Genomic DNA, 21395 nt, shown 5'->3' on the forward strand with positions numbered 1-21395 from the left:
TGCGAAGAAAGGGCGCTGTGCGTACCGATCAGCCCTTCGCCTGCTCGCGGATAGCCGTCGACGACAGCGACGAGCGCGGGCCGTGGATGAAGGTCCACGCGGGCGCCTTCATGCGGGCGAGCCTCGGCGCATCGCCTTCGTCGACGCGGGCATAGTCGAAGGTCTTGGCCACGACCGACGACAGGAACGACAGCGTCGCGCCCGGACGGTCGATGACCGCGATCGGGAAGGTCATGACGATTTCGCGCCAGCGCTGCCAGCGGTGGAAATCGCGCAAGCTGTCGGCGCCCATGATCCAGACGAAGTCGACGCCGGGATTGCGCGCCTTGACCAGCGCCAGCGCGTCGGCGGTGTAGCGCACATGATGCGCCGCTTCGAAGGCGGTGACCTTGATCTTCGGGTTCTTGGCGATCTTCTCGGACAGGCGCAGCCGTTCGGCCAGCGGCGCCAGCTCGTGCGTGTTCTTCAGCGGATTGCCCGGGGTGACCATCCACCACAACTGATCGAGCGCCAGCCGCCTGAGCGCGATCTCGGCGACCAGCGCGTGGCCGGCATGCGGCGGATTGAACGAGCCGCCGAACAGGCCGACGGCAAGGCCTTTGCCGGCATGCGGCATTTTGAGGTAGCTGGACGGGATAGGTTGCTCAAGCAGGGAAAGCATTCGCTAGGCACCCCCCTCTGTCCTGCCGGACATCTCCCCCGCAAGGGGGGAGATTGGCAGTTTCGGTGAAGGCACAAATCTTGGGGCATTGAAGATCGGCGAAACCAAAAATGTCAGCCAATCTCCCCCCTTGCGGGGGAGATGTCCGGCAGGACAGAGGGGGGTGGCTGGGCGCAAGCTTCAGGCCCTTTGGACGAAAAGCGTCAAGGCCTCACCTGTCCGGAGCCGCGCACGCGGTATTTGAACGAGGTCAGCTGCTCGACGCCAACGGGCCCGCGCGCGTGCATCTTGCCGGTGGCGATGCCGATCTCGGCGCCCATGCCGAACTCGCCGCCATCGGCGAACTGTGTTGAGGCATTGTGCAACAGGATCGCCGAGTCGATCTCGTTGAAGAACCGTTCCACCGCCTGCGCATCCTCGGCAACGATCGCCTCGGTATGGTGTGAGGAGAAAGTCTCGATATGCTCGATCGCGTCATCAACGCCGTCGACCAGCTTCACCGCGATGATGGCGTCGAGATATTCGGTGACCCAGTCGGCATCGGTCGCCGGCTTGGCGTCGAAGAACAGCTTCATCACCTCGGCATCGGCATGGATCTCGCAGCCGGCGGCGCGCAAGGCGTCGAGGATCGGCACCAGGTGGGTGGAGGCAACCGCACGGTCGACCAGCAGCGTTTCGGCCGCGCCGCAGACGCCGGTGCGCCGCATCTTGGCGTTGACGGCGATGCCGACCGCCATGTCGAGCTTGGCCGAGCGGTCGATATAGAGATGGCAGATGCCTTCCAGATGCGCGAAGACCGGCACCCGCGCCTCGGTCTGCACCCGCTCGACCAGGCTCTTGCCGCCGCGCGGGATGATGACGTCGAGATTGCCGCCGAGGCCCTTCAGCATTTCGCCGACGGCGGCGCGGTCGGCGGTCGGCACAAGCTGGATGGCGTCCTGAGGCAGGCCGGCTGCCTTCAAGCCGTCGACCAGGCAGGCGTGGATCACCGACGACGAGTTCAGCGAATCCGAGCCGCCGCGCAGGATCACCGGGTTGCCGGCCTTGAGGCAGAGCGCGCCGGCATCCGCCGTGACGTTCGGCCGGCTCTCATAGATGACGCCGATGACGCCGAGCGGCGTGCGCACGCGCTCGATCCTGAGGCCGTTCGGCCGCTCCCAACTGGCGATCACGTCACCGACCGGATCGCCGAGTTCGGCAATTTCGCGAATGCCTTCGGCCATGGCGCGGATGCGGGCGGGATTGAGTTTCAGCCGGTCCATGGAGGACGCCGAGAGGCCGGCTTCATGCCCGTTCGCGATGTCGTTGGCGTTGGCGTCGAGTATGGCTCGCTCGCGGGCGATGATCGCCTGCGCCATGGCGGCAAGTGCCGCGTTCTTGGCGGCTGTCGTGGCGATGGCCAGCGGTCGTGCGGCGGCGCGGGCACGGCGGCCGAGGTCGGCCATGGTCGCCACTGTATCGTTCCGGGATTTTTCATGCAGCTTCAGCATGGCTCATCCTCCGCTCGTTACTTGGTCGCCCGCGAGGCTGACCACAAGGTCGTCGCGGTGGATCATCGCCGAACGCGCCTCGTAGCCGAGCACGGTCTCGATTTCGGTTGTCTTCAGGCCTGCGATCCTTACGGCATCCGCGGCATCATAGGCAACCAGCCCGCGGGCGATCTCGCGACCCTCGGGCGACAGGATCGCCACCGTATCGCCGCGCGAGAAATTGCCGCTGACCAGCTTCACACCGGCCGGCAGCAGCGACTTGCCCGATGTCAGCGCCCCGACGGCGCCGGCATCGACGGTGAGCCTTCCCGCCGGTTCGAGCTGGCCGGCGATCCAGCTCTTGTAGCCTTTCACCGGGTTGGCGCTCGGCCGGAAGAAGGTGGCGCGCTCGCCGCGCTCGATCGCCATCAGCGGCGAAAGCCGCGTGCCGGCGGTAATGATCATGGCCGTGCCGGCCGCAGTGGCGATCTTACCGGCGTCGAGCTTCGTGCGCATGCCGCCGCGCGACAGTTCGGAAGCCGCGGCACCCGCCATCGCTTCGATCTCAGGCGTGATGCGATCGACCACCGCGACGAATTTGGCCTCCGGGTCACGCGCCGGCGGCGCGGTGTAGAGACCGTCGATATCCGAGAGCAGCACCAAAAGGTCGGCGCCCATCATCGTCGCCACCCGCGCGGCCAGTCGGTCATTGTCGCCATAGCGGATCTCGGAGGTCGCCACGGTGTCGTTCTCGTTGATGACCGGCACCGCCTTCATCTTCAAGAGCGTCGAGATCGTCGCCCGGGCGTTGAGGTAGCGGCGGCGCTCCTCGGTGTCGCCAAGCGTGAGCAGGATCTGGCCCGATTTCAACCCGCCCTTGCCGAGCGCATCCGACCAGGCGCCGGCCAGCGCGATCTGGCCGACGGCTGCGGCCGCCTGGCTCTCCTCGAGCTTCAGCGCCCTTTTTCCAAGATCCAGAATGGTACGGCCCAGCGCGATGGCGCCCGACGACACGACCAGGATTTCCGCGCCGCCTTGAGCCAGCACGGCAATGTCGTCGGCCAGCGACGCCAGCCAGTCGCGCTTCAGCCCGGCGGTGCGGTCGACCAGAAGCGCCGAACCGATCTTGACGGTGATGCGCCGGTATTTCTTCAGCGACTGCACGGTCATGCTATTTTTCCCAGCGCGTGTCGACCGGCGCCGCGATCGCGTCGCGCGCTTCGGCCACGACCGCCATCAGCGCGCGCAGCACCGCTTCGACCCCTTCGCCGGTGACCGCCGACAGAAGCATCGGCGCACGGCCGGCGGCGCGCTTCAGCGACGCGACCTTCTTCTTGCGCTCATCCGCATCGAGCGTGTCGACCTGCGAAAGGGCCAGTATCTCGGCCTTGTCGGTCAAGCCATGGCCATAGGCTTCGAGTTCGGCGCGCACGGTCTTGTAGGCCTTGCCCGGATTTTCTTCCTGCGCCGAGACCAGGTGCAGCAGCACGCGCGTGCGCTCGACATGGCCAAGGAAGCGGTCGCCGATGCCGACGCCTTCATGCGCGCCTTCGATGAGGCCGGGAATGTCGGCGATGACGAATTCGCGCGCATCGATGCGTGCCACCCCCAGGCCGGGATGCAGCGTGGTGAAGGGATAGTCGGCGATCTTCGGCTTGGCGGCGGTGACGGAGGCGAGAAAGGTCGATTTGCCGGCATTGGGCAGCCCGACCAGCCCGGCATCGGCGATCAGCTTCAGCCTGAGCCAGATGTTGAGCTCCTCGCCGGGCTGACCCGGATTGGCGCGGCGCGGCGCCTGGTTGGTCGAGGTCTTGAAGTGCTGGTTGCCGAAGCCGCCATTGCCGCCCTTGGCCAGCAGGAAGCGCTGGCCGACCACGGTGAGGTCGCAGATCAGCGTCTCGTTGTCCTCTTCGAACACCTGCGTTCCAGCAGGCACTTTCAGCGTGACGTCGGCGCCCTTGGCGCCGGTCATGTTGCGGCCCATGCCATGAGTGCCGGTCTTGGCCTTGAAATGCTGCTGGTAGCGGTAGTCGATCAGCGTGTTCAGCCCGTCGACCGCTTCCAGCCAGACGTCGCCGCCGCGGCCGCCATCGCCGCCGTCCGGTCCGCCGAACTCGATGAATTTCTCGCGCCGGAACGACACGGAACCCGCGCCCCCGTCGCCGGAGCGGACATAGACCTTGGCTTGATCGAGAAATTTCATCGGACAGCAGTTTCTTTATTGGCCTTGCGGCATTGCTCTAAACCTTGCGCCTTGCTCTAAACCAAGGCGCGGCGAAGGGCGAGGCCGTTTTGTGACAGTGGCCGCGTGGGGTTGGCCGGAGATGTCGGCATGAAGCTTGTAACCTACAACATCCAGTACGGCATCGGCCTCGATGGGCAGTACGATGTCGGGCGTATCGCCGACGCCGTGCGCGGCGCCGATGTCATCGCGCTGCAGGAGGTCACCCGCAACAATCCCAGGAACGGCGGACGCGACATGGTCGCCGAGATCGGCGAAGCGCTGCCCGACTATTTCGCCGTCTATGGCAGCAATTTCGAGGCCAATATCGGCTCGCGCATCGAGAACGGCCGCGCCATCACCACCACCTTCCAGCTCGGCAACATGGTGTTGTCGAAGACGCCCATTCATCTGTCGCGCAACCTGCTCCTGCCGCGCAGCCGCAGCTTCGAGATGATGAACTTCCAGCGCGGCGCGCTGGAGGCGCTGATCGAGACGCCGCTTGGTTTCATCCGCTTCTATTCCATCCATCTCGATCACCGCAGCCCGGTCGAGCGCGCCAGCCAGATCCAGTTCCTGCGCCGGCGCCTGTTGAACTATGCGCTTGAAGGCGGCGCGCTGTCCGGCGTCGCCGAGATCGGCCTGCCGGAACTGCCGCATCCCGAGGCTTTCGTCGGCATGGGCGACTTCAACATGCTGGCCGGATCGCCTGAATATGTCGAACTCGCCGGCCGGCCGGACCACGAATTCGGCATGCCGCTGACCGCTGATTTCGCCGTCGACGCCGCCGTGCGCCTCAATGTCGCCGGCGACGATCTCGTCAGCTGGGTCGACCCCAAGGACCCCGGCAATACCGACCGCCACAAGCGCATCGACTATATCTTCACCAGCGCCTCGCTTGCCCGGTCGCTGAAGCGCCTGTGGGTCGACCGAAAGGCTGTTGGCTCGGACCATCTGCCGGTATGGGCCGAACTGGGCTGAGCCCAAATCGATGCACGATTCTTTCCGAACCTTTAACCAGAGGCCCAGCGCCGATGTGTGCTGAGATTCAGGTCAGGCCGAGCCGAAAACGTTGGTTTTCGAGAACCGGAGCGGAGCGTACTTAACGTACGCGAGCACCGGAAGCGCAGAAAATCAGCGTTTGCAGGCCGGCCTCACCTGAATATCGGCACACATCAAAAATGTACCCAGTTGCGCAGGCTGGTCCATGTCTTCCGGTCGAGGCGGTAACGCTCGACGGGCACCTGGCCGGCGACGATCGAGTTCAGCATGCCCTGGCCGGCGTACTGGAAGCCGCATTTGTGGATCACCCGGCGCGAGGCCGGATTGATGACCCGCGTCGAGGCATGAAGCACCTGGATGTTTGTCCGCTGGAACGCGAGATCGACCAGGGCGTGCGACGCCTCGGTGGCGAAGCCGCGCTTCCAATAGGGCTCACCGATCCAGTAGCCGAGCTCCAGTCCGCGGTCGGTGGTATTCAATCCGGCGCAGCCAACGAAGGTTTCGGTGCCCGCCAGCGTCAGCGCATAGGCGATGCCGGCGCGGCGCGACTTGGTCATGGCCAGGAAAGCGCGTGCCTCGGCCTCGCCATAGGGATGCGGCATGCGCGCCAGCATCTCGGCGACATGACGGTTGTCGGCGAGCTCGACCAATTGCGCGATGTCGCTTTCGCGCGGAGCCCGCATCACCAGCCGCTCGGTGGCCAGCACCGGGCAATCGATCGCATAACTTTCGTCTTCTGAGTCTTCCGCTTCGGCAACCATGTCAAAGTCCTCCAGGCACAAGAAAAAAGGGAGATGGAAACCCATCTCCCTTGATCCTTTTCCTGGCTTTGCCAAACCTTCTGGCTTCCAGACACCGGTTCCCGAGATGGGCTGCCGGTGTTGTGGTGCGGAACCGGCTACTCCGCTGCTTTGGTAATCGGGTTGACCGATACGTAGGTTCGGCCGTTGGCTTTTTTGTTGAACGTCACGGCGCCGGCTTCGAGCGCGAAAAGCGTATGGTCGGTACCCATGCCAACGTTGACGCCGGGATGCCAGGTGGTGCCGCGTTGACGAATGATGATGTTGCCCGGGATGACGGCTTCGCCGCCGAACTTCTTCACGCCCAGACGCTTGGAATGCGAGTCGCGACCGTTGCGCGACGAGCCGCCAGCTTTCTTGTGTGCCATTTAACTAACTCCGATGCGCCCAGGGGCGCTTGAATGGTCTTATGAACGCGTTCGCGTTCCGTTTCAAGTCCGATCCGGCGACGTTTCGCGCCGGTTCGCCTTACTTCTTCGCCAGTTCCTTGGCCTGCTCGCGCCAGTCCTTGATCTGGTCGGCGCTGAACGGCATGTTCTCGTCGATCTTGGCCACATCCTTCTCGGTCAGCTTGGCGAGCTGCGCGAAGGTGATGATGCCCTGTTCGTTGAGATCCTTGGCGGCGACCGGGCCAATGCCCTTGATCACGGTCAGATCGTCCGGCTCGCCCTTCGGCGCCTTGAACAGCGGCGCTGCCGCGGTCTCGGCCTTTGCCTCTTCCTTCGGGGCGTCCTTCTTGGCCTTGGCTTCCTTCGGCGCCGCGTCGGCGGCTACCTCGGCCTTGGCTTCCGCCTTGGCAGCGGCCTTCTTGGCCGGCTTGGCGCCACCCAGCAGGATCTCGGAGATCCTGACCGTGGTCAGCAACTGGCGATGGCCGATCTTGCGGCGCGAATTCTGGCGGCGGCGCTTCTTGAAGGCGATGACCGTGCGGTTCTTGCCCTGCTCGACGACCTCGGCGGTGACAACCGCGCCGTCGACGAACGGTGCGCCGAACGTGACATTCTCGCCCTCGCCATGCGCGAGCACGTGGCCGATCTCGACGATATCGCCGACATTGGCTTCGACTTTTTCGATCTTCAGGAGATCGTTGGCGGCGACGCGATACTGCTTGCCGCCCGTTTTGATGACTGCGAACATTTTTTGCCTTTCGCTGTTCGGTCGGCCTCGATGAACCGCCTGTGGCGGTTCGGCCGTCTTTTTGTCAGTCTGCGGGTTCAAAAAACAAGCGGCGCGGAAGAACCCTCCACGCCGATTGCGCGCTGTCCCTAACCGAAGGTTTGTTGCGAGTCAAGGCAAACGGCCAGATTCTCAGGGCAACGAATCCGGGCTAACGGGTTCCTTCGGAGCTTCGTCGGCGCGCTGGTGATGGAGCCTTGAACGGAAAAACCCGCCTGTGCGGCGGGTCCCTGGCGCAACTCAGCACCATAACCAGATCTCTACCATAGTTGCCTTCATCCCGTCAAGAAAAAATTCCTATCAGGAGGTCGCCGGCACCGCCGGACTGGCGTCCCTATGCCTCGTTAATCGGAGTTCGAAATCTTGGCCGGTTTCCTGGCCGGCGCAGTGTCCGGCATCGTCTACCGCGGTCGGGACGGCGTCGCTCCGGGCCAGCCTCTGACGCAAGCTGACTTTCCGGCGGATTTGGCCTTGTAACCTGCCCGTTCAGCCGTTATCTAGTGCGCCGCGCCGGCAACGGCCGACCATGACCGCGGAGAGGTGGCAGAGTGGTCGAATGCACCGCACTCGAAATGCGGCATGGGTGCAAGCCCATCGGGGGTTCGAATCCCTCCCTCTCCGCCATCCTGCTTCTGTACAGCCCGGAGACATGGGTAACAGTTTACCCGCTGTAGCCTGGGCGTGACGCGCCAACCGGTTCAGCTCAATTCGGATGATGTCCCGCGATTGCGCCCAGAAAAATCTCCCCGAATTCCCTAAGCTTTGCCGCTCCCACGCCATTCACCTCGGCGAACGCGTCGAGATCGCGCGGGCGGCGTTCGGCCATGTCGATCAGCGTGCGGTCGGAGAACACGACATAGGCCGGCACCTGCCGCTCCTTGGCCAGCCGTAGCCGCAGCGCCTTGAGCGCGCCCAGCAGCGATGCATCCACACCCTCGGCGCCGGCGGCGGAGCCTTCCCCGGATCGCTTCCTGCCGCGCGCGAGAGGGTCCCGCATCTCGACGCGATAATGGAACGCAACCTCGCCGCGCCCGCGGGCGCGGCCGCTTTCGGAAATGGCGAGGCCGCCATGGCCGTCCGGATCCGGCACAAGGAATCCGCCGGCGACCAGTTGCCGGATAAGCGACAGCCAGACCGTTTTCCTATGCGCCGCGCCGGCCCGGAAACTGGTCAGCGTTTGATGGCCTCTCGCCAGTACTTTCTCCGTCTCGTGGCCGAGCAGTATGTCGATGATATGGGCGGCGCCGAAGCGCTCGCCGGTCTGCGCGACGGCCGCCAGGATGATCCGCGCTTCCGCTCCGCCATCGGCGCGCGGCGCCTGGTCGAGGCAGTTGTCGCAATTGCCGCAGGGCGCTGCCTGTTCGCCGAAATAGCCGAGCAGGATCTGCCGACGGCACTGTACCGCCTCGCAATAGCCGATCAACGTATCGAGCCGGCGATGCCCGCGCCTCTTGTGCTCAGGTGATGATTCTTCGTCGTCGATGAACAGGCGCCGCATGCGGATATCGCCGAGCCCGTAGAGCATATGCGCCTCGGCTGCCCGCCCGTCGCGGCCGGCGCGGCCGATCTCCTGATAGTAGGCTTCGAGGCTGCCCGGCAGGTCGGTGTGGAAGACATAGGCGACGTCGGGCTTGTCGATGCCCATGCCGAAGGCGATGGTCGCCACCATGACGACGCCGGAGAGCGTCATGAAGGCGTTTTGATTCGCCTCGCGCGCTTCCTTGCTCATCCCGGCGTGATAGGCGAGCGCGGTGACGCCGTTCTTCTCGAGGAAGGCCGCCATCTCCTCGGTCTTCTTGCGCGACAGGCAATAGACGATGCCGCTTTTGCCTGCGTGACGCTCGACGAAGCGCAGCAACTGGCGCTTGCTGTCCTGCTTGGCCTCAAGGGCAAGCTTGATGTTCGGCCGGTCGAAACCCAGCACCACGGTTTCGGCGCGCCCGGCGAACAGACGCGCTTCGATATCGATGCGGGTAGCCTCGTCCGCCGTCGCCGTCAGCGCGATGATCGGCACTTGCGGGAAAATGGAGCGCAGCCGCGACAGATCCTCATATTCGCGCCGGAACGCCGGACCCCATTGCGAGATGCAATGCGCCTCGTCGATGGCGATCAGGCTGACGTCGAGCCTGGCCAGCGCGTCGAGCATCCGCTCCGTCATCAGCCGCTCCGGCGCGAGGTAGAGCAGGCGCGTCTGGCCGGAGGCGACACGGCGCCATGCCGCGACATTGGCCTCGCGCTCGATCGAGGAGTTGATCGTATCGGCTGCCACGCCGGCAAGGCGCAACGCCGCGACCTGATCCTGCATCAGCGCAACCAGCGGTGAGACGACGATGGCAAGGCCGCCCAGGACCAGCGCCGGAACCTGGTAGCAGAGCGATTTGCCCGCACCCGTCGGCATGACGGCCAGCACATGGCGTCCGCCCAGCAGCGCGTCCATGATTTCGGCCTGGCCGGGACGAAAATCGTCGAAGCCGAACACGTCCTTCAACACGCGTTGCTTGGGGTCTGGTGCATCCGGCGGAACGCTCGCCGTCGATATTGGCATCTCGCAATGGTCCCCGTTTGGCTGAGGCAACGTTCTTAAAGCGAAGATCGCCGGAACGCTATCCGCGGATGCGCGGGGTGGCATGTCCACCGGCCCCAATTCGTGCCTTCCCTTCCGACATCAGCACCCCTGCTGGATTCTCTCACGTGCTGCGATGTAAGCTTGCCCGGGACGACCAGGGAGAGAGCGATGCTGCAGACCAGACAGGATGCTCTCGGCGAACGCTTCAAGCAGCAGCGCGCCGCCTTCGAGGCGCAGCCCTTTCCGGGCCTCGATGTCCGCAAGGATCGCCTCGTCCGGCTGCTGGCGCTCACGGAAAAGCATGAGGCCGACATCTGCGCGGCAATCGACACCGACTTCGGCGGCCGCTCGGCTCATGAGACCCGCCTTGCCGAGCTGTTCGTGGTGCGGGCCGGCATCCGCCACGCGCTGTCTCACCTGAAAGGCTGGATGCGGGAACGCCGCGTCGCCACCACCTTGCCGTTTCTGCCGGGCAGGAACCGCCTCGTCCCGCAGCCGCTCGGTGTCGTCGGCATCGTATCGCCCTGGAATTACCCTTTCCAGCTCGCCGTCGCGCCGGTCACCGCGGCGCTCGCCGCCGGCAATCGCGTGCTGGTCAAACCCTCCGAATTGACGCCCGCCTTTTCAGCGCTGCTGGCGCGCCTGGCCGCCGAGCATTTCGCACCGGACGAACTCGGCATCATCACCGGCGACGCGGAGGTCGGCAAGGCTTTCGTGTCGATGCCTTTCGATCACCTGCTGTTCACCGGTTCGACGGCCGTCGGCCGCGAGGTCGCATTGGCCGCCGCGGCCAACCTCACTCCAGTCACGTTGGAACTCGGCGGCAAGTCGCCGGCAATCTTCGACCCCTCATGCGACCTCGATGCGGCGGCGGCCAGCGTCGCCTATGGCAAGCTCCTCAATGCCGGGCAGACCTGCATCGCGCCGGACTACCTGCTGGTGCCCAAGGGACAGTCAGGCATCGTGGCAGAGAAACTCGCGGCGGCTATGGCGAAGCTCTACCCCAGCCTGCGCGACAATCCGGACTATACCGCCATCGTCAGCGACCGGCATTATCAGCGCCTGCGGGCCATGATCGCGGAGGCCCGAGACGCCGGCGCCGATGTCATCGAAATCAACCCGGCCGGCGAGGCGTTCGGCGCCGCAGGCCGCAAATTGCCGCCGACCCTGGTCAGGAACGCCGATCCCGACCTGCGGCTGATGCGCGAAGAGATTTTCGGGCCGGTGCTGCCGATCCTCGAATATGCCGGGATCGACGACGCCATCGCCCATGTCAACCGGGCCGACCGGCCGCTGGCGCTCTACTGGTTCGGGCGAGACGGCGGCAACCAGCAACGCATCCTGCACGAGACCATCGCCGGCGGCGTCACCATCAACGATTGCATGCTGCATCTGGTGCAGGAGAACCAACCCTTCGGCGGCGTCGGCGCCAGCGGCATGGGCGCCTATCACGGGGAATGGGGCTTTCGCACCTTCAGCAAGGTGAAGCCGGTTTTCCTGCAGTCGCGCTTGAGCGCGGGGAGCCTTCTGCGTCCGCCCTATGGCAGGACCTTCGAACGGCTTTTCGGCCTGCTCAGGCACATCACTTGAACGCCGTGCGGCGCCCGCCGCCGGCGACGCGATCACATGGCGGCGCTATCACATGGCGTCCGCGCGTTAAGCCTATCTTCACCATGATTCGGCAGGCTCCATTTCCTGCGGCCACGTTTCGAGTACCGCGGCGCGCAAGCGCCCAGGCAACAGACCCGCGCCTCTCCGGAGGCGCGGGTTTTTCATTTGGAAACAGCGCGCCGAAACGAGCGTCCATCGCTCATCGCATGGCCGGCCCTCAGGCGAGGAAATCGGCGCGGTGCGGCGTAAAGCTGTCGACCAGCCGGCCGGCTTCGAGCGCCTTGACGCCATGCACCAGGCCTGACGGCACGATGAAGCTGCCGCCTGTCTCGATGATTTCGGTCCGGCCGTCGATGGTCACCTCGAAGCGGCCCTCGGCGACGTAGCTTGCCTGTACATGCGGATGCGAATGCAGGGCGCCGACGCCGCCCTTGTCGAAGGCGAACTCGACCATCATCAGTTCATCCGTGTGCAGGAGAACGCGCCGCCTGTTGCCATCCGGCGTCGCCGTCCAGGCGCCCGCGCCGGCCTGGGAGAAGATTTTCGTTTCGCTCATCGCAATATCCTCATCGCGCCAGCCAGCCGCCGTCCACTGGCACCACCGCGCCATGCATATAGTCCGACGCCGACGCCAGCAGGAAGGCCGCCGCATCGCCAATGTCTTCCGGCCGGCCCCAGCGGCCGGCCGGAATGCGCGCCAGGATCGAGGCGCTGCGGTCGGGATCGGCGCGCAGCGCCTGCGTATTGTTGGTTTCGATATAGCCCGGCGCGATGCCGTTGACGTTGATACCTTTCGCTGCCCATTCGCAGGCGAGCAGCCGGGTGATGCCGAGCACGCCGTGCTTCGAGGCGGTGTAGGACGCGACGCGGATGCCGCCCTGGAAACTCAGCACCGAGGCGATGTTGACGATCTTGCCCCTGCGTCCGCCGGCAAGGACGCGCCTGGCGAAGCCTTGGCAGAGCAGAAAAGCCGTCTTCAGGTTGAGGTCGAGCACCTCGTCCCAATCGGCTTCCGAGAGATCGACGGCGTCGGCGCGCCGGATGATGCCGGCATTGTTGACCAGCCCGTCGAGCGGCCCGCTTTCGTCCCAGACGCGCTCCAGCATCGGACCTGCGGCGGATGTGTCGGCAAGGTCGGCCGCGACCGCCTCGAACCGACCGCCCGCCGCGGCGATCCTTGCGGCCGTCTCATCCATCGAGGAGCGGCCGACGCCGACGACCATGCCGCCGGCGCGCGCGATCGAGACGGCAATGCCTTGGCCGATTCCGGTGTTGGCGCCGGTGACGAGGATGCGCCGACCGGTCAGGCTGAAGGCGGAGAAATCGCTCACCGCAGGTCTTCCATCGCAACCGGATCGACATCGGTGTAGTCGACATTGTCGCCGGCCATCGCCCAGATGAAGGCATAGCTGGAGGTGCCGGCGCCTGAATGGATCGACCAGCCGGGCGACAGCACGGCCTCCTCGTTGCGCATGACGATATGGCGGGTCTCGTCCGGCTCGCCCATGAAATGGAAGACGCGCGCCGCCTCCGGCAGGTCGAAATAGAGATAGGCCTCCATGCGCCGGTCGTGCACATGGCACGGCATGGTGTTCCAGATGGAGCCCGGCGCGAGTTGCGTCATCCCGACGACGAGCTGGCAGGTCCTGGCCCCGTCGGCATGGATGAACTGGAAGATCGAGCGTTCATTGCAGGCCTCCTTGCTGCCGAGATCGAGACGCCTGGCGTCACCGATGCGGATCAGCCGGCTGGGAAAGGTTTGATGCGCCGGCGCGCTGAGCAGATAAAACTTTGCCGGCGCCGCCTTGTCGACTGAGGCGAATGACACATCCTGCGTGCCCATGCCGAGATAGAGCATGTCGCGCGCCTGCAGCTCATGGAGCTGGCCTCCGGCTTCGATCGTGCCGGCGCCGCCGATATTGACGGCGATCAACTCGCGGCGCTCGAGAAAGCCTTTCGTTCCAGTCGGCTTGATTGCCTCCAGCCGAAGCGGCGCGCCGGCCGGCATCGCGCCGCCCACGATCATGCGGTCGTAATGTGTGTAGGTCAGGCTGACGCGGCCGGGCTGGAACAGGTCTTCGATGTGGAAATTGTGGCGCAACTCGTCGGTCCCCATGGCCGCGGCGGCGGCGGGGTCGATGGCAAAGCGCGATGTGTAGTCGGTATGGTTCTGGCTCATTGCTGTCCTGACTTGAGATGGATCATTCGCCGCCGGCCGCCTTGACCGAGTCGGAATAATAGACCTGCCGCGCATGCAGGCGCTCGCGATAGCGCTGCTGGCTGGCCGAGAGGTGCGTGCGCATCGCCTCGCGCGCGGCTTCGGCATCGCCCGATGTGATCGCGTTCAGGATCACCAGGTGCTCACGCTGCAGCCCGCGCTGATAGCTGTCGGACTGCACAAGCTCGGTCGACCAGGGCGAGGTCACATCGCACGGAATGGCGCGCCGGCCGAGCACGTCGAGCATCTCGACATAGAACGGGTTATTGGTGGCGCTGGCGATGGCGCGATGGAAGGCGAGATCGGCCGGACCGGTCGGCTCGCTGGCGAGCAACAGCCGCTCGAACTCGAAGAAGGCTTCCTGGATCGCCGCTTCCTGGGCCGCGTTGCGGCGGATAGCGGCGAGCCCGGCCGATTCGATCTCGATGGCGAGCCGCACTTCGAGCACGTTGAGTGCGATCGAATCCTTGCTGCCCATATCGGCCGCGAGCGCCCCGAACATCGTCGAGATGTGCTCTGTGACGAAGACGCCGGCGCCCTGCCGCGGCTCGACCAGGCCATCGGCGGCGAGCTTGGCCAGGGCTTCGCGGATGACGGTGCGGCTGACGCCGAAGGTTTCGGTCAACTGGCCCTCGGTCGGCAGTTTGTGGCCGGGCAGGATCTCGCCTGCCTGAAGCTGCCTGCGAATTGCCGCGACGACGGTCTCCGACAGTTTGGGTTTTCTCTCGACCCTGAGGTCGGTTGCGCTATCCAATGCCATGTCGTCCTCTATTTGAACACGCTCGGCAACCAGAGCGAGATGGCCGGAATATACGTCACCAGCCCGAGAACCACGATACCGGCGCCATAGAACGGCCAGATCGAGCGCATCGCTTCCCAGACCGTGATCTTGCCGACGGCGCAGGCGACGAACTGCACCGTGCCGACCGGCGGCGTGTTCAGCCCGATGCCGAGATTGAGAATGGTGATGACGCCGAAATGCACAGGATCCACGCCATAATGCGTGACAAGCGGCAGGAAGATCGGCGTGCAGATGATGATCATCGGCCCCATGTCCATGAAGGTGCCGAGCACCAGCATCAGGACATTGAGCAGCAGCAGCACGACCAGCGGGTCGGTGGAGATCGCATTCATGCCGGCGATCAGCAGCACCGGTACTTTGAGATAGGCCATCAGCCAGCTGAAAGAAGCCGCCGTACCGATGATCAACAGCACCATGGAAGTGGTGCGCACGGCGCCCTTGGTGGCGTGGACGAAATCGCTCCAGCCCATCGAACGATAAACGAGGACGGTAACAAGCAAGGCGTAGAGAATGGCGATGCACGAACTCTCCGTCGCTGTGAAGATTCCGGAGCGGACGCCGCCGAAGATGATGCCGATCAGGAGCAGTCCGGGAATAGCGATGAGCGCCAGCTGCCCGACGCGCGAAAAACCGGGGAAGGCCTCGACCGGATAGCCGCGGCTGCGGGCGACGAAATAGGCGGTGACCATCAGCGAGGCGGCGAACAAAAGGCCCGGTAGTATGCCGGCGGTGAACAGGTCGGCGATCGAAATCTTGCCGCCCCCGGCGATCGAATAGATGATCATGTTCTGCGATGGCGGCAAAAGCAGCGCGATCAGCGCCGCCATCGAGGTGACGTTGACGGCATAGTCGGCGCCATAGCCGCGTGCCTTCATCTGCGGGATCATCAGCCCGCCGACGGCCGCGGCCTCGGCCACGGCCGAGCCGGAAATGCCGCCGAACAGCGTGCCGGCGATGATGTTGACCTGGCCGAGACCGCCTCGGACATGGCCGACCAGGGAGCCGGCAAAGGAAACGATGCGCTGCGCGATGCCGCCGCGCACCATCAGATCGCCGGCATAGATGAAGAACGGGATCGCCATCAGGGAGAACGCGCTCATGCCCGACTTCATTTGCTGGAACACGACCAGGGGCGGCAGGCCGAGATAGAGCACGGTGGCGAAGGAGGCCGCACCGAGGCAGAACGCGATCGGCGTGCCGCCGAACATCAGCAGCGTGAAGACGCCGAACAGGATCCAGAGCTCCATCTAGGCCTCCTGCACCGCCGGCATCTCCGGCACGTCCTCGAGATTGATGTCCTTGTCGATATCGACGCCCGACCAGCGCAGCGCGATGCGCTCGGCCGAGAACAGGCAGATCAGCACGCCGCCGGCGACCAGCGGCAGATAGTCGAAGCCGCCCGGCAGCTCGAGCGCCGGGATGATGGTGTGCCAGGTCAGGCCGACAAGCTTGCAGCCGTACCAGACCATGCCGAATCCGAAGCCGAGCACGATCAGGTCGGACAGCGTGCGCAACGCTCCCTTGCTGCCTTTCGGCAGGACATAAAGCAGCACGTCGAACCCCATATGGTAGTTCTCCCGCACGCCGACGGCGGCGCCGAGGAAGATGAACCAGTTCATCAGCATGATGGCGCTGGTTTCGGTCCAGCTCGGCGACGAATTGAGCACGAAGCGGAAGAAGACCTGATAGGCGACGAGCGCGGTCATGGCGACCAAGCCGATGCCGGCCAGGTAGAGTGCCCCGTCGCAGATCCTCGAAAGCACGACGCTGAACCGTGGCGGCGCCGCGCTGCTTGTCATTGTCGCCATCTGATCCTCCCGATCGCCGGCCGGTCACGAAGGCGCGGGACGGCGTGCATTGCCCGCCCCGCGGCCGACTTCACTTGGTTGCCTGGACGCGGGCGGCGAGGTCCTTCAGCGCCGGCGTCGACAGGTATTTGTCGTAGACCGGCTTCATCGCGTCGATCAGCGGCTGCTTGTCGATCTCGCTGACCTTGACGCCTGCCTTTTCGACGATGTCGCGGGATTTCTTCTCCTGCGCGTCCCACAGTTCGCGCATCTTGACGACGCTGTCCTTGGCCGCCTGGCGCACGATCGTCTGGTCTTCCGGCGAGAGCTTGTCCCAGCTCGCCTTCGCCATCACCAGCACTTCCGGAACGATCTGGTGCTGGTCGAGCGTGTAGTGCTTGGCGACCTCATAGTGCTTGGCGGATTCGAAGCTCGGCCAGTTGTTTTCCGCGCCGTCGATGACGCCGGTCTCAAGTGCCGAATAGACTTCGCCATAAGCCATTGGCGTGGCGTTGGCGCCCAGTGCGTTGACCATGTCGACGAACACGTCCGACTGGATGACGCGGAATTTCATGCCCTTCAGGTCGGCGATCGAGGCGATGTCCTTCTTGGTGTTGTAGAAGGAGCGCGCGCCGGAATCGTAGAATGCCAAACCGACCAGGTCATGTGCCTCGAAGGCTTTCAGTATGTCGTCGCCGATCGGCCCGTCCATGACATGACGCATATGTTCGACCGAGCGGAATATGTAGGGCAGCGACGGCACCGCGGTTTCCGGCACGATGCCGTTGAACGGCCCCATCGAGACACGGTTGAGGTCGATGACGCCGGTCTGGGTCTGCTCGATCGTGTCCTTCTCCTCGCCGAGCTGCGCCGAATGATAGACCTCGACCGAATAGCGGCCATCGGTGCGCTGCTTGATCAGCTCGCCCATGTATTTTACCGCCTCGACCGTCGGATAGCCGTCGGGGTGCGTGTCGGCCGACCGCAGCACGGTTTGCGCGTTGGCGATGCCGATCAGCAGCGAGCCGAACGCGAATGTAGCCGCCGTCAATTTCGAAAAATGCAACATGACTTCCTCCCTTTTCAAAAATCAAGGCGCCGACTCAGAGCCGGTGCGGGCGAGCGAGCGTGGACGCACGTCGGCGCGAAACAGCAAATCCGCATCGGTCAGTGCCACGGTGATCCTCCCAAGAGGCGCTATCGGTAGGGTCGCAAGGAAATAATGTCAACATACAAAAAATGGATTGTTGTATGATGACTTTGGATCGGCAACCGGCCATTGTGTGGGACGGCAGTGGATGTTACGCCGCTGCCGTTTCTCCTTCGCCGACCTTACGGGGCGGCTCCCAAAGGCCAATCGGGGACTTCGCACAGCAATGAACAGGCGTCTTTCGAAGGATACGATCACGACGTTGCCGGCGAGGATCGCCGTGCCGCGTTTTGATCGCGCATCGGTCACGCAAGGCATCGTGCATCTGGGGGTCGGCGCCTTTCATCGCGCCCACCAGGCAGCCTATGTCGACGATTGCCTGGCTGCCGGAGAAACGGATTGGGGCATCGTCGGCGTGTCGCTGCGCAGTGCCGAGACGCGCGATGCGCTGGCGCCGCAGGACGGGCTCTACACGCTGGCGATCCGCAGCGGGGGCGAGGAAAGTCTTCATGTCATCGGCTCCATCGGCGCGATGCTGGTGGCGCCGGAAGATCCCGCCGCCGTGCTGGCCGCGCTGACCGATCCGCGCACCCGCATCGTGACGCTGACCATCACCGAGAAAGCCTATCTGCGGGCCGCCGGCGGCGGGCTCGACGCAGCCCACCCTGATATCGCCCACGATCTGGCGAACCCGCATCTGCCGAAGACCGCGCACGGTTTTCTGGCCGAGGCGCTTGCACGCCGTCGCGCGACCGGCTTTCAGCCCTTCACCGTGCTCTGCTGCGACAACCTGCCTGCCAACGGGGCGACCTTGCACAGGCTGCTGGTGGAATTCGCCACGCTGCGCGATGCCAGCCTCGGTGAGAAGGGCGCTACCAGGCTTGCCGGCCATATCGCCGACGAGGTCGCGTTTCCCTCGAGCATGGTCGATCGCATCGTGCCGGCCACGACCGATGCCGACCGGGCGCGGATCGCTCTCGAGCTCGGCGTCGACGACGCCTGGCCGGTCATGACCGAGCCGTTCCGCCAGTGGGTGGTCGAGGACAATTTTCCGGCAGGCCGCCCGGCCTGGGAAAAGTTCGGCGTCACCATGGTCGGGGATGTCAGGCCCTTCGAGGACATGAAGCTGAGACTGCTCAATGGAGCGCATTCGGCCATTGCCTATCTCGGCCTGCTCAGCGGACACGCCACCGTCGACCGCGCCTTCGCCGATCCGGCGATCAGGCGCTTTGTCGATGCGCTGTGGGCCGAGGCAATCCCGACGCTGCCCACCGATGCCGGGCTGGATACCGCGAGCTATACGGCAGAGCTTGCCCAGCGTTTCTCCAACACAGCACTTGCCCACCGCACCGCGCAGATCGCCAATGACGGCAGCCAGAAACTGCCGCAGCGCATCATGGCCTCCGCGATCGAGCGCCTCCATTCAGGCGCCGCGCCCGGACATCTCATGCTGGCGGTTGCCGCCTGGATCGCCGCCTGCGAAGCGCGCGGCAAATCCTTGCCCGACGGCCATTTTACCGATCCGCTTGACATGCCGATGACGGCGATCATTGACCGGAATCTGCCCGCTGCCGAAACCGTCGCGGCAGTGTTCGATCTCGCCGGCTTCGCGACCGGGGCGCCTGAGCGGCCAGGATTGATGGACCTTGCGGCCGTCCATCTCGAGCAGTTGCGCTGTGGCGGACCGGCTCAGGCCTTCGCGGCATTGGGCATTTAAAAACAAAAAAGCGAGGCAAGGCCCCGCTTTTCAGTCGACTACTGGTGCCAGCCTCAAGCCGGCAGGATGGCGCCTTCCAGCGTGGTGAGCTGGCTGAGGAATTGTTCGGCCTTCGTGCGCGACCGGTCGTCCTTGGCGTCGGCGGCGTCTTCCCTGGCTTCCTGGATGCGGCGCGCGAGATCGGCGCGGTCGACATCCTTCACCGCGACAGCCGATTCCGCCAGCAGCGTGCAGCCGGCCGGAACGATGTCGGCGAAACCGCCGAAGACGACGTAACGCTCTTCACCGCCCGATGCAGCCTTCACCGTGACGACGCCCGGCTTGATGGTTGTCATGACCGGTGCGTGATGCGCCATCACGGTCATCTCGCCTTCCGCACCCGGAATGACGACTGCCTCGACCTCTGCGGAAACCAGCAGGCGCTCCGGCGAGACCAGTTCGAACTTGAAAGCTTCTGCCATGTCGATTTAGCGAGTAGGGAATAGTGAGTAGGGAAGTAGGGAGAAAGGGCAATTGCCCCCGGTCACCTGCCTGCCATTCACTACTGACTACTGACTACTCCCTATTTCCCTTGATTAAGCCGCTTCAGCCGCGAGGCGCTGTGCCTTCTCGACCGCTTCCTCGATGCCGCCGACCATGTAGAAGGCGGCTTCCGGCAGGTGGTCGTAGTCACCGTTGCAGAGGCCCTTGAAGCCCTTGATGGTGTCGGCGAGGTCGACCAGCTTGCCCGGCGCGCCGGTGAACACTTCGGCGACGAAGAAGGGTTGCGACAGGAAGCGCTCGATCTTGCGGGCGCGAGCCACCGTCTGCTTGTCCTCTTCCGACAACTCGTCCATGCCCAGGATGGCGATGATGTCCTGCAGCGACTTGTAGCGCTGGAGGATCGACTGCACCTGGCGCGCGACCCCATAATGCTCTTCACCGACCACCAGCGGGTCGAGCATGCGCGAGGTCGAGTCCAGCGGATCGACGGCCGGATAGATGCCCTTTTCGGCGATCGAGCGGTTGAGCGTCGTCGTCGCGTCGAGGTGGGCGAACGAGGTCGCCGGCGCCGGGTCGGTCAAGTCGTCGGCCGGCACGTAGATAGCCTGCACCGAGGTGATCGAGCCCTTGGTGGTGGTGGTGATGCGTTCCTGCAGGGCACCCATGTCCGTGGCGAGCGTGGGCTGGTAGCCCACGGCCGACGGGATACGGCCGAGCAGCGCCGACACTTCCGAACCAGCCTGCGTGAAGCGGAAGATGTTGTCGACGAAGAACAGCACGTCCTGGCCCTGGTCGCGGAAATATTCGGCGACCGTCAGGCCGGTCAGGCCGACGCGGGCACGCGCGCCCGGCGGCTCGTTCATCTGGCCATAGACCAACGCCGCCTTGGAGCCTTCGCCGCCGCCCTTCTTGTTGACGCCGGATTCGATGAACTCGTGATAGAGGTCATTGCCCTCGCGGGTGCGCTCGCCGACGCCGGCGAACACCGAATAGCCGCCATGCGCCTTGGCGATGTTGTTGATCAGTTCCTGGATCAGCACCGTCTTGCCGACGCCGGCGCCGCCGAACAGGCCGATCTTGCCGCCCTTGGCGTAGGGCGCGAGCAGGTCGAGCACCTTGATACCGGTGATCAGGATCTGTGCTTCCGTCGACTGTTCGATATAGGCCGGGGCCGGCTGGTGGATCGAGCGCAACTCGACCGCGTCGACCGGGCCTGCTTCGTCGACCGGCTCGCCGATGACGTTGATGATGCGGCCGAGCATGCCCGGACCGACCGGCACGGCGATCGGGCCGCCGGTGTCGCGCACTTCCTGGCCGCGCACCAGGCCTTCGGTGGAATCCATGGCGATGCAGCGCACGGTGTTTTCACCCAGATGCTGGGCAACTTCGAGAACCAGGCGGTTGCCGACATTGGTGGTCTCGAGCGCATTCAGGATCGGCGGCAGGTGATCGCCGAACTGCACGTCGACCACGGCGCCGATGACCTGCCGGACCTTGCCGACGATGCCGGTGGCTTTGCTGGCCACGGCCGGGGTTTTTACCGCGGCGGCCCTGGTCGGCGCTGCCGCTTTCTTGGCCGGAGCCGCCTTCGCTGCTGCGGCCGGAGCCTTTGCCGGTGCCGCCTTGGCCGGGGCTGCCGCCTTGGGAGCCGCCGTCTTGGGGGTCGCTGCTTTCGCCATCGTCTTTACCCTTTTCGTCCTTTGTTTCTCGCGCGGTCGGATCGAGGTCGTCG

General features: G+C 64.8%; 20 protein-coding genes and 1 tRNA gene. 4 read left to right on the forward strand and 17 right to left on the reverse strand.

The features are described 5' to 3' along the window. Window positions 1-28: 28 nt before the first annotated feature. The 4 genes from LB547_RS18845 to obgE all read right to left on the reverse strand — a co-directional run bounded on the left by LB547_RS18845 (window position 29) and on the right by obgE (window position 4333). The gene (locus tag LB547_RS18845) at window positions 29-616 is read right to left on the reverse strand and encodes a nicotinate-nucleotide adenylyltransferase (RefSeq protein ID WP_140670736.1); all 588 of its coding nucleotides are present in this window, start codon (window positions 614-616) and stop codon (window positions 29-31) included. 248 nt (window positions 617-864) lie between these two features. Next, entirely contained in the window at window positions 865-2151 is a 1287-nt protein-coding gene (locus LB547_RS18850; protein WP_140759224.1) for a glutamate-5-semialdehyde dehydrogenase, read from the reverse strand. 3 nt (window positions 2152-2154) lie between these two features. Then, window positions 2155-3294, reverse strand: a complete 1140-nt coding sequence (gene proB, locus LB547_RS18855) for a glutamate 5-kinase (protein WP_140517608.1) — start codon at window positions 3292-3294, stop codon at window positions 2155-2157. 7 nt (window positions 3295-3301) lie between these two features. Continuing rightward, window positions 3302-4333, reverse strand: a complete 1032-nt coding sequence (gene obgE, locus LB547_RS18860; protein WP_140493021.1) for a GTPase ObgE — start codon at window positions 4331-4333, stop codon at window positions 3302-3304. A gap of 129 nt (window positions 4334-4462) precedes the next feature. Between obgE and LB547_RS18865 the strand changes: the two genes are divergently transcribed. Continuing rightward, on the forward strand, window positions 4463-5332 hold the full coding sequence (locus LB547_RS18865) for an endonuclease/exonuclease/phosphatase family protein (RefSeq protein ID WP_140493018.1): 870 nt from the start codon (window positions 4463-4465) through the stop codon (window positions 5330-5332). Between the two features lie 194 nt (window positions 5333-5526). Here LB547_RS18865 and LB547_RS18870 read toward each other — a convergent pair whose 3' ends face one another. From LB547_RS18870 to LB547_RS18880, 3 genes are all read right to left on the reverse strand, one after another. Further along, the gene (locus tag LB547_RS18870) at window positions 5527-6114 is read right to left on the reverse strand and encodes a GNAT family N-acetyltransferase (RefSeq protein WP_181173480.1); all 588 of its coding nucleotides are present in this window, start codon (window positions 6112-6114) and stop codon (window positions 5527-5529) included. Window positions 6115-6251: 137 nt separating this feature from the next. Next, window positions 6252-6521 (reverse strand): 50S ribosomal protein L27, encoded by a 270-nt coding sequence (gene rpmA, locus LB547_RS18875; protein ID WP_140493012.1) that lies wholly within the window; start codon window positions 6519-6521, stop codon window positions 6252-6254. Window positions 6522-6621: 100 nt separating this feature from the next. Next, complete coding sequence (locus LB547_RS18880; protein ID WP_140517511.1) at window positions 6622-7290, reverse strand: 50S ribosomal protein L21; 669 nt, start codon at window positions 7288-7290, stop codon at window positions 6622-6624. A gap of 573 nt (window positions 7291-7863) precedes the next feature. Here LB547_RS18880 and LB547_RS18885 point away from each other — a divergent pair. Continuing rightward, window positions 7864-7953: transfer RNA gene (locus tag LB547_RS18885), tRNA-Ser, on the forward strand. A 79-nt stretch (window positions 7954-8032) separates the two neighbouring features. Here LB547_RS18885 and recQ read toward each other — a convergent pair. Further along, entirely contained in the window at window positions 8033-9874 is a 1842-nt protein-coding gene (gene recQ / locus LB547_RS18890) for a DNA helicase RecQ (protein ID WP_224702938.1), read from the reverse strand. A 189-nt stretch (window positions 9875-10063) separates the two neighbouring features. On the opposite strand from recQ, the gene LB547_RS18895 reads away from it, so the two are divergent. Continuing rightward, window positions 10064-11485, forward strand: a complete 1422-nt coding sequence (locus LB547_RS18895) for a coniferyl aldehyde dehydrogenase (protein ID WP_140685994.1) — start codon at window positions 10064-10066, stop codon at window positions 11483-11485. A 238-nt stretch (window positions 11486-11723) separates the two neighbouring features. Here the strand turns inward: LB547_RS18895 and LB547_RS18900 are convergent, their stop codons facing one another. From LB547_RS18900 to LB547_RS18930, 7 genes are all read right to left on the reverse strand, one after another. Next, on the reverse strand, window positions 11724-12062 hold the full coding sequence (locus LB547_RS18900; RefSeq protein WP_140518251.1) for a cupin domain-containing protein: 339 nt from the start codon (window positions 12060-12062) through the stop codon (window positions 11724-11726). Between the two features lie 10 nt (window positions 12063-12072). Then, window positions 12073-12837 (reverse strand): 2-dehydro-3-deoxy-D-gluconate 5-dehydrogenase KduD, encoded by a 765-nt coding sequence (kduD, locus tag LB547_RS18905; RefSeq protein WP_140518250.1) that lies wholly within the window; start codon window positions 12835-12837, stop codon window positions 12073-12075. Then, window positions 12834-13685: a 5-dehydro-4-deoxy-D-glucuronate isomerase gene (gene kduI / locus LB547_RS18910; RefSeq protein WP_140560746.1), complete on the reverse strand. Its 852-nt coding sequence runs from the start codon at window positions 13683-13685 to the stop codon at window positions 12834-12836. The genes kduD and kduI overlap by 4 nt, the downstream gene beginning before the upstream one ends. Window positions 13686-13707: 22 nt before the next feature. Continuing rightward, on the reverse strand, window positions 13708-14484 hold the full coding sequence (locus tag LB547_RS18915) for a FadR/GntR family transcriptional regulator (protein WP_140518248.1): 777 nt from the start codon (window positions 14482-14484) through the stop codon (window positions 13708-13710). 8 nt (window positions 14485-14492) lie between these two features. Then, complete coding sequence (locus LB547_RS18920) at window positions 14493-15773, reverse strand: TRAP transporter large permease (RefSeq protein WP_140560745.1); 1281 nt, start codon at window positions 15771-15773, stop codon at window positions 14493-14495. Further along, the gene (locus tag LB547_RS18925; protein WP_140493500.1) at window positions 15774-16325 is read right to left on the reverse strand and encodes a TRAP transporter small permease; all 552 of its coding nucleotides are present in this window, start codon (window positions 16323-16325) and stop codon (window positions 15774-15776) included. 79 nt (window positions 16326-16404) lie between these two features. Further along, a complete protein-coding gene (locus LB547_RS18930; RefSeq protein ID WP_140560744.1) occupies window positions 16405-17382 on the reverse strand; it encodes a TRAP transporter substrate-binding protein in 978 nt (325 codons plus the stop codon). A gap of 307 nt (window positions 17383-17689) precedes the next feature. Here LB547_RS18930 and LB547_RS18935 point away from each other — a divergent pair, with 307 nt between their 5' ends. Next, on the forward strand, window positions 17690-19180 hold the full coding sequence (locus LB547_RS18935; RefSeq protein WP_140566759.1) for a mannitol dehydrogenase family protein: 1491 nt from the start codon (window positions 17690-17692) through the stop codon (window positions 19178-19180). A 53-nt stretch (window positions 19181-19233) separates the two neighbouring features. On the opposite strand, the gene LB547_RS18940 is transcribed toward LB547_RS18935, so the two are convergent. Then, complete coding sequence (locus tag LB547_RS18940; protein ID WP_140492977.1) at window positions 19234-19641, reverse strand: F0F1 ATP synthase subunit epsilon; 408 nt, start codon at window positions 19639-19641, stop codon at window positions 19234-19236. Between the two features lie 114 nt (window positions 19642-19755). Continuing rightward, window positions 19756-21342, reverse strand: coding sequence for a F0F1 ATP synthase subunit beta (atpD, locus tag LB547_RS18945; protein ID WP_181169578.1), 1587 nt, complete (start codon window positions 21340-21342; stop codon window positions 19756-19758). Between the last annotated feature and the right edge of the window lie 53 nt (window positions 21343-21395).

Origin of the sequence: Mesorhizobium sp. B264B1B (genome assembly GCF_020165765.1) — a bacterium.
GTDB lineage: Bacteria > Pseudomonadota > Alphaproteobacteria > Rhizobiales > Rhizobiaceae > Mesorhizobium.

What these genes read in the sequence shown, in the direction of transcription:
- LB547_RS18915 (WP_140518248.1), bottom strand. Translation starts at nt 14,484, where the DNA reads ATGGCATTGGATAGCGCAACCGACCTCAGGGTCGAGAGAAAACCCAAA.
- recQ (WP_224702938.1), bottom strand. Translation starts at nt 9,874, where the DNA reads ATGCCAATATCGACGGCGAGCGTTCCGCCGGATGCACCAGACCCCAAG.
- LB547_RS18930 (WP_140560744.1), bottom strand. Translation starts at nt 17,382, where the DNA reads ATGTTGCATTTTTCGAAATTGACGGCGGCTACATTCGCGTTCGGCTCG.
- LB547_RS18870 (WP_181173480.1), bottom strand. Translation starts at nt 6,114, where the DNA reads ATGGTTGCCGAAGCGGAAGACTCAGAAGACGAAAGTTATGCGATCGAT.
- rpmA (WP_140493012.1), bottom strand. Translation starts at nt 6,521, where the DNA reads ATGGCACACAAGAAAGCTGGCGGCTCGTCGCGCAACGGTCGCGACTCG.
- LB547_RS18900 (WP_140518251.1), bottom strand. Translation starts at nt 12,062, where the DNA reads ATGAGCGAAACGAAAATCTTCTCCCAGGCCGGCGCGGGCGCCTGGACG.
- LB547_RS18865 (WP_140493018.1), top strand. Translation starts at nt 4,463, where the DNA reads ATGAAGCTTGTAACCTACAACATCCAGTACGGCATCGGCCTCGATGGG.
- LB547_RS18850 (WP_140759224.1), bottom strand. Translation starts at nt 2,151, where the DNA reads ATGCTGAAGCTGCATGAAAAATCCCGGAACGATACAGTGGCGACCATG.
- LB547_RS18935 (WP_140566759.1), top strand. Translation starts at nt 17,690, where the DNA reads ATGAACAGGCGTCTTTCGAAGGATACGATCACGACGTTGCCGGCGAGG.
- LB547_RS18940 (WP_140492977.1), bottom strand. Translation starts at nt 19,641, where the DNA reads ATGGCAGAAGCTTTCAAGTTCGAACTGGTCTCGCCGGAGCGCCTGCTG.
- LB547_RS18845 (WP_140670736.1), bottom strand. Translation starts at nt 616, where the DNA reads ATGCCGCATGCCGGCAAAGGCCTTGCCGTCGGCCTGTTCGGCGGCTCG.
- LB547_RS18925 (WP_140493500.1), bottom strand. Translation starts at nt 16,325, where the DNA reads ATGACAAGCAGCGCGGCGCCGCCACGGTTCAGCGTCGTGCTTTCGAGG.
- LB547_RS18920 (WP_140560745.1), bottom strand. Translation starts at nt 15,773, where the DNA reads ATGGAGCTCTGGATCCTGTTCGGCGTCTTCACGCTGCTGATGTTCGGC.
- kduI (WP_140560746.1), bottom strand. Translation starts at nt 13,685, where the DNA reads ATGAGCCAGAACCATACCGACTACACATCGCGCTTTGCCATCGACCCC.
- LB547_RS18880 (WP_140517511.1), bottom strand. Translation starts at nt 7,290, where the DNA reads ATGTTCGCAGTCATCAAAACGGGCGGCAAGCAGTATCGCGTCGCCGCC.
- obgE (WP_140493021.1), bottom strand. Translation starts at nt 4,333, where the DNA reads ATGAAATTTCTCGATCAAGCCAAGGTCTATGTCCGCTCCGGCGACGGG.
- LB547_RS18895 (WP_140685994.1), top strand. Translation starts at nt 10,064, where the DNA reads ATGCTGCAGACCAGACAGGATGCTCTCGGCGAACGCTTCAAGCAGCAG.
- atpD (WP_181169578.1), bottom strand. Translation starts at nt 21,342, where the DNA reads ATGGCGAAAGCAGCGACCCCCAAGACGGCGGCTCCCAAGGCGGCAGCC.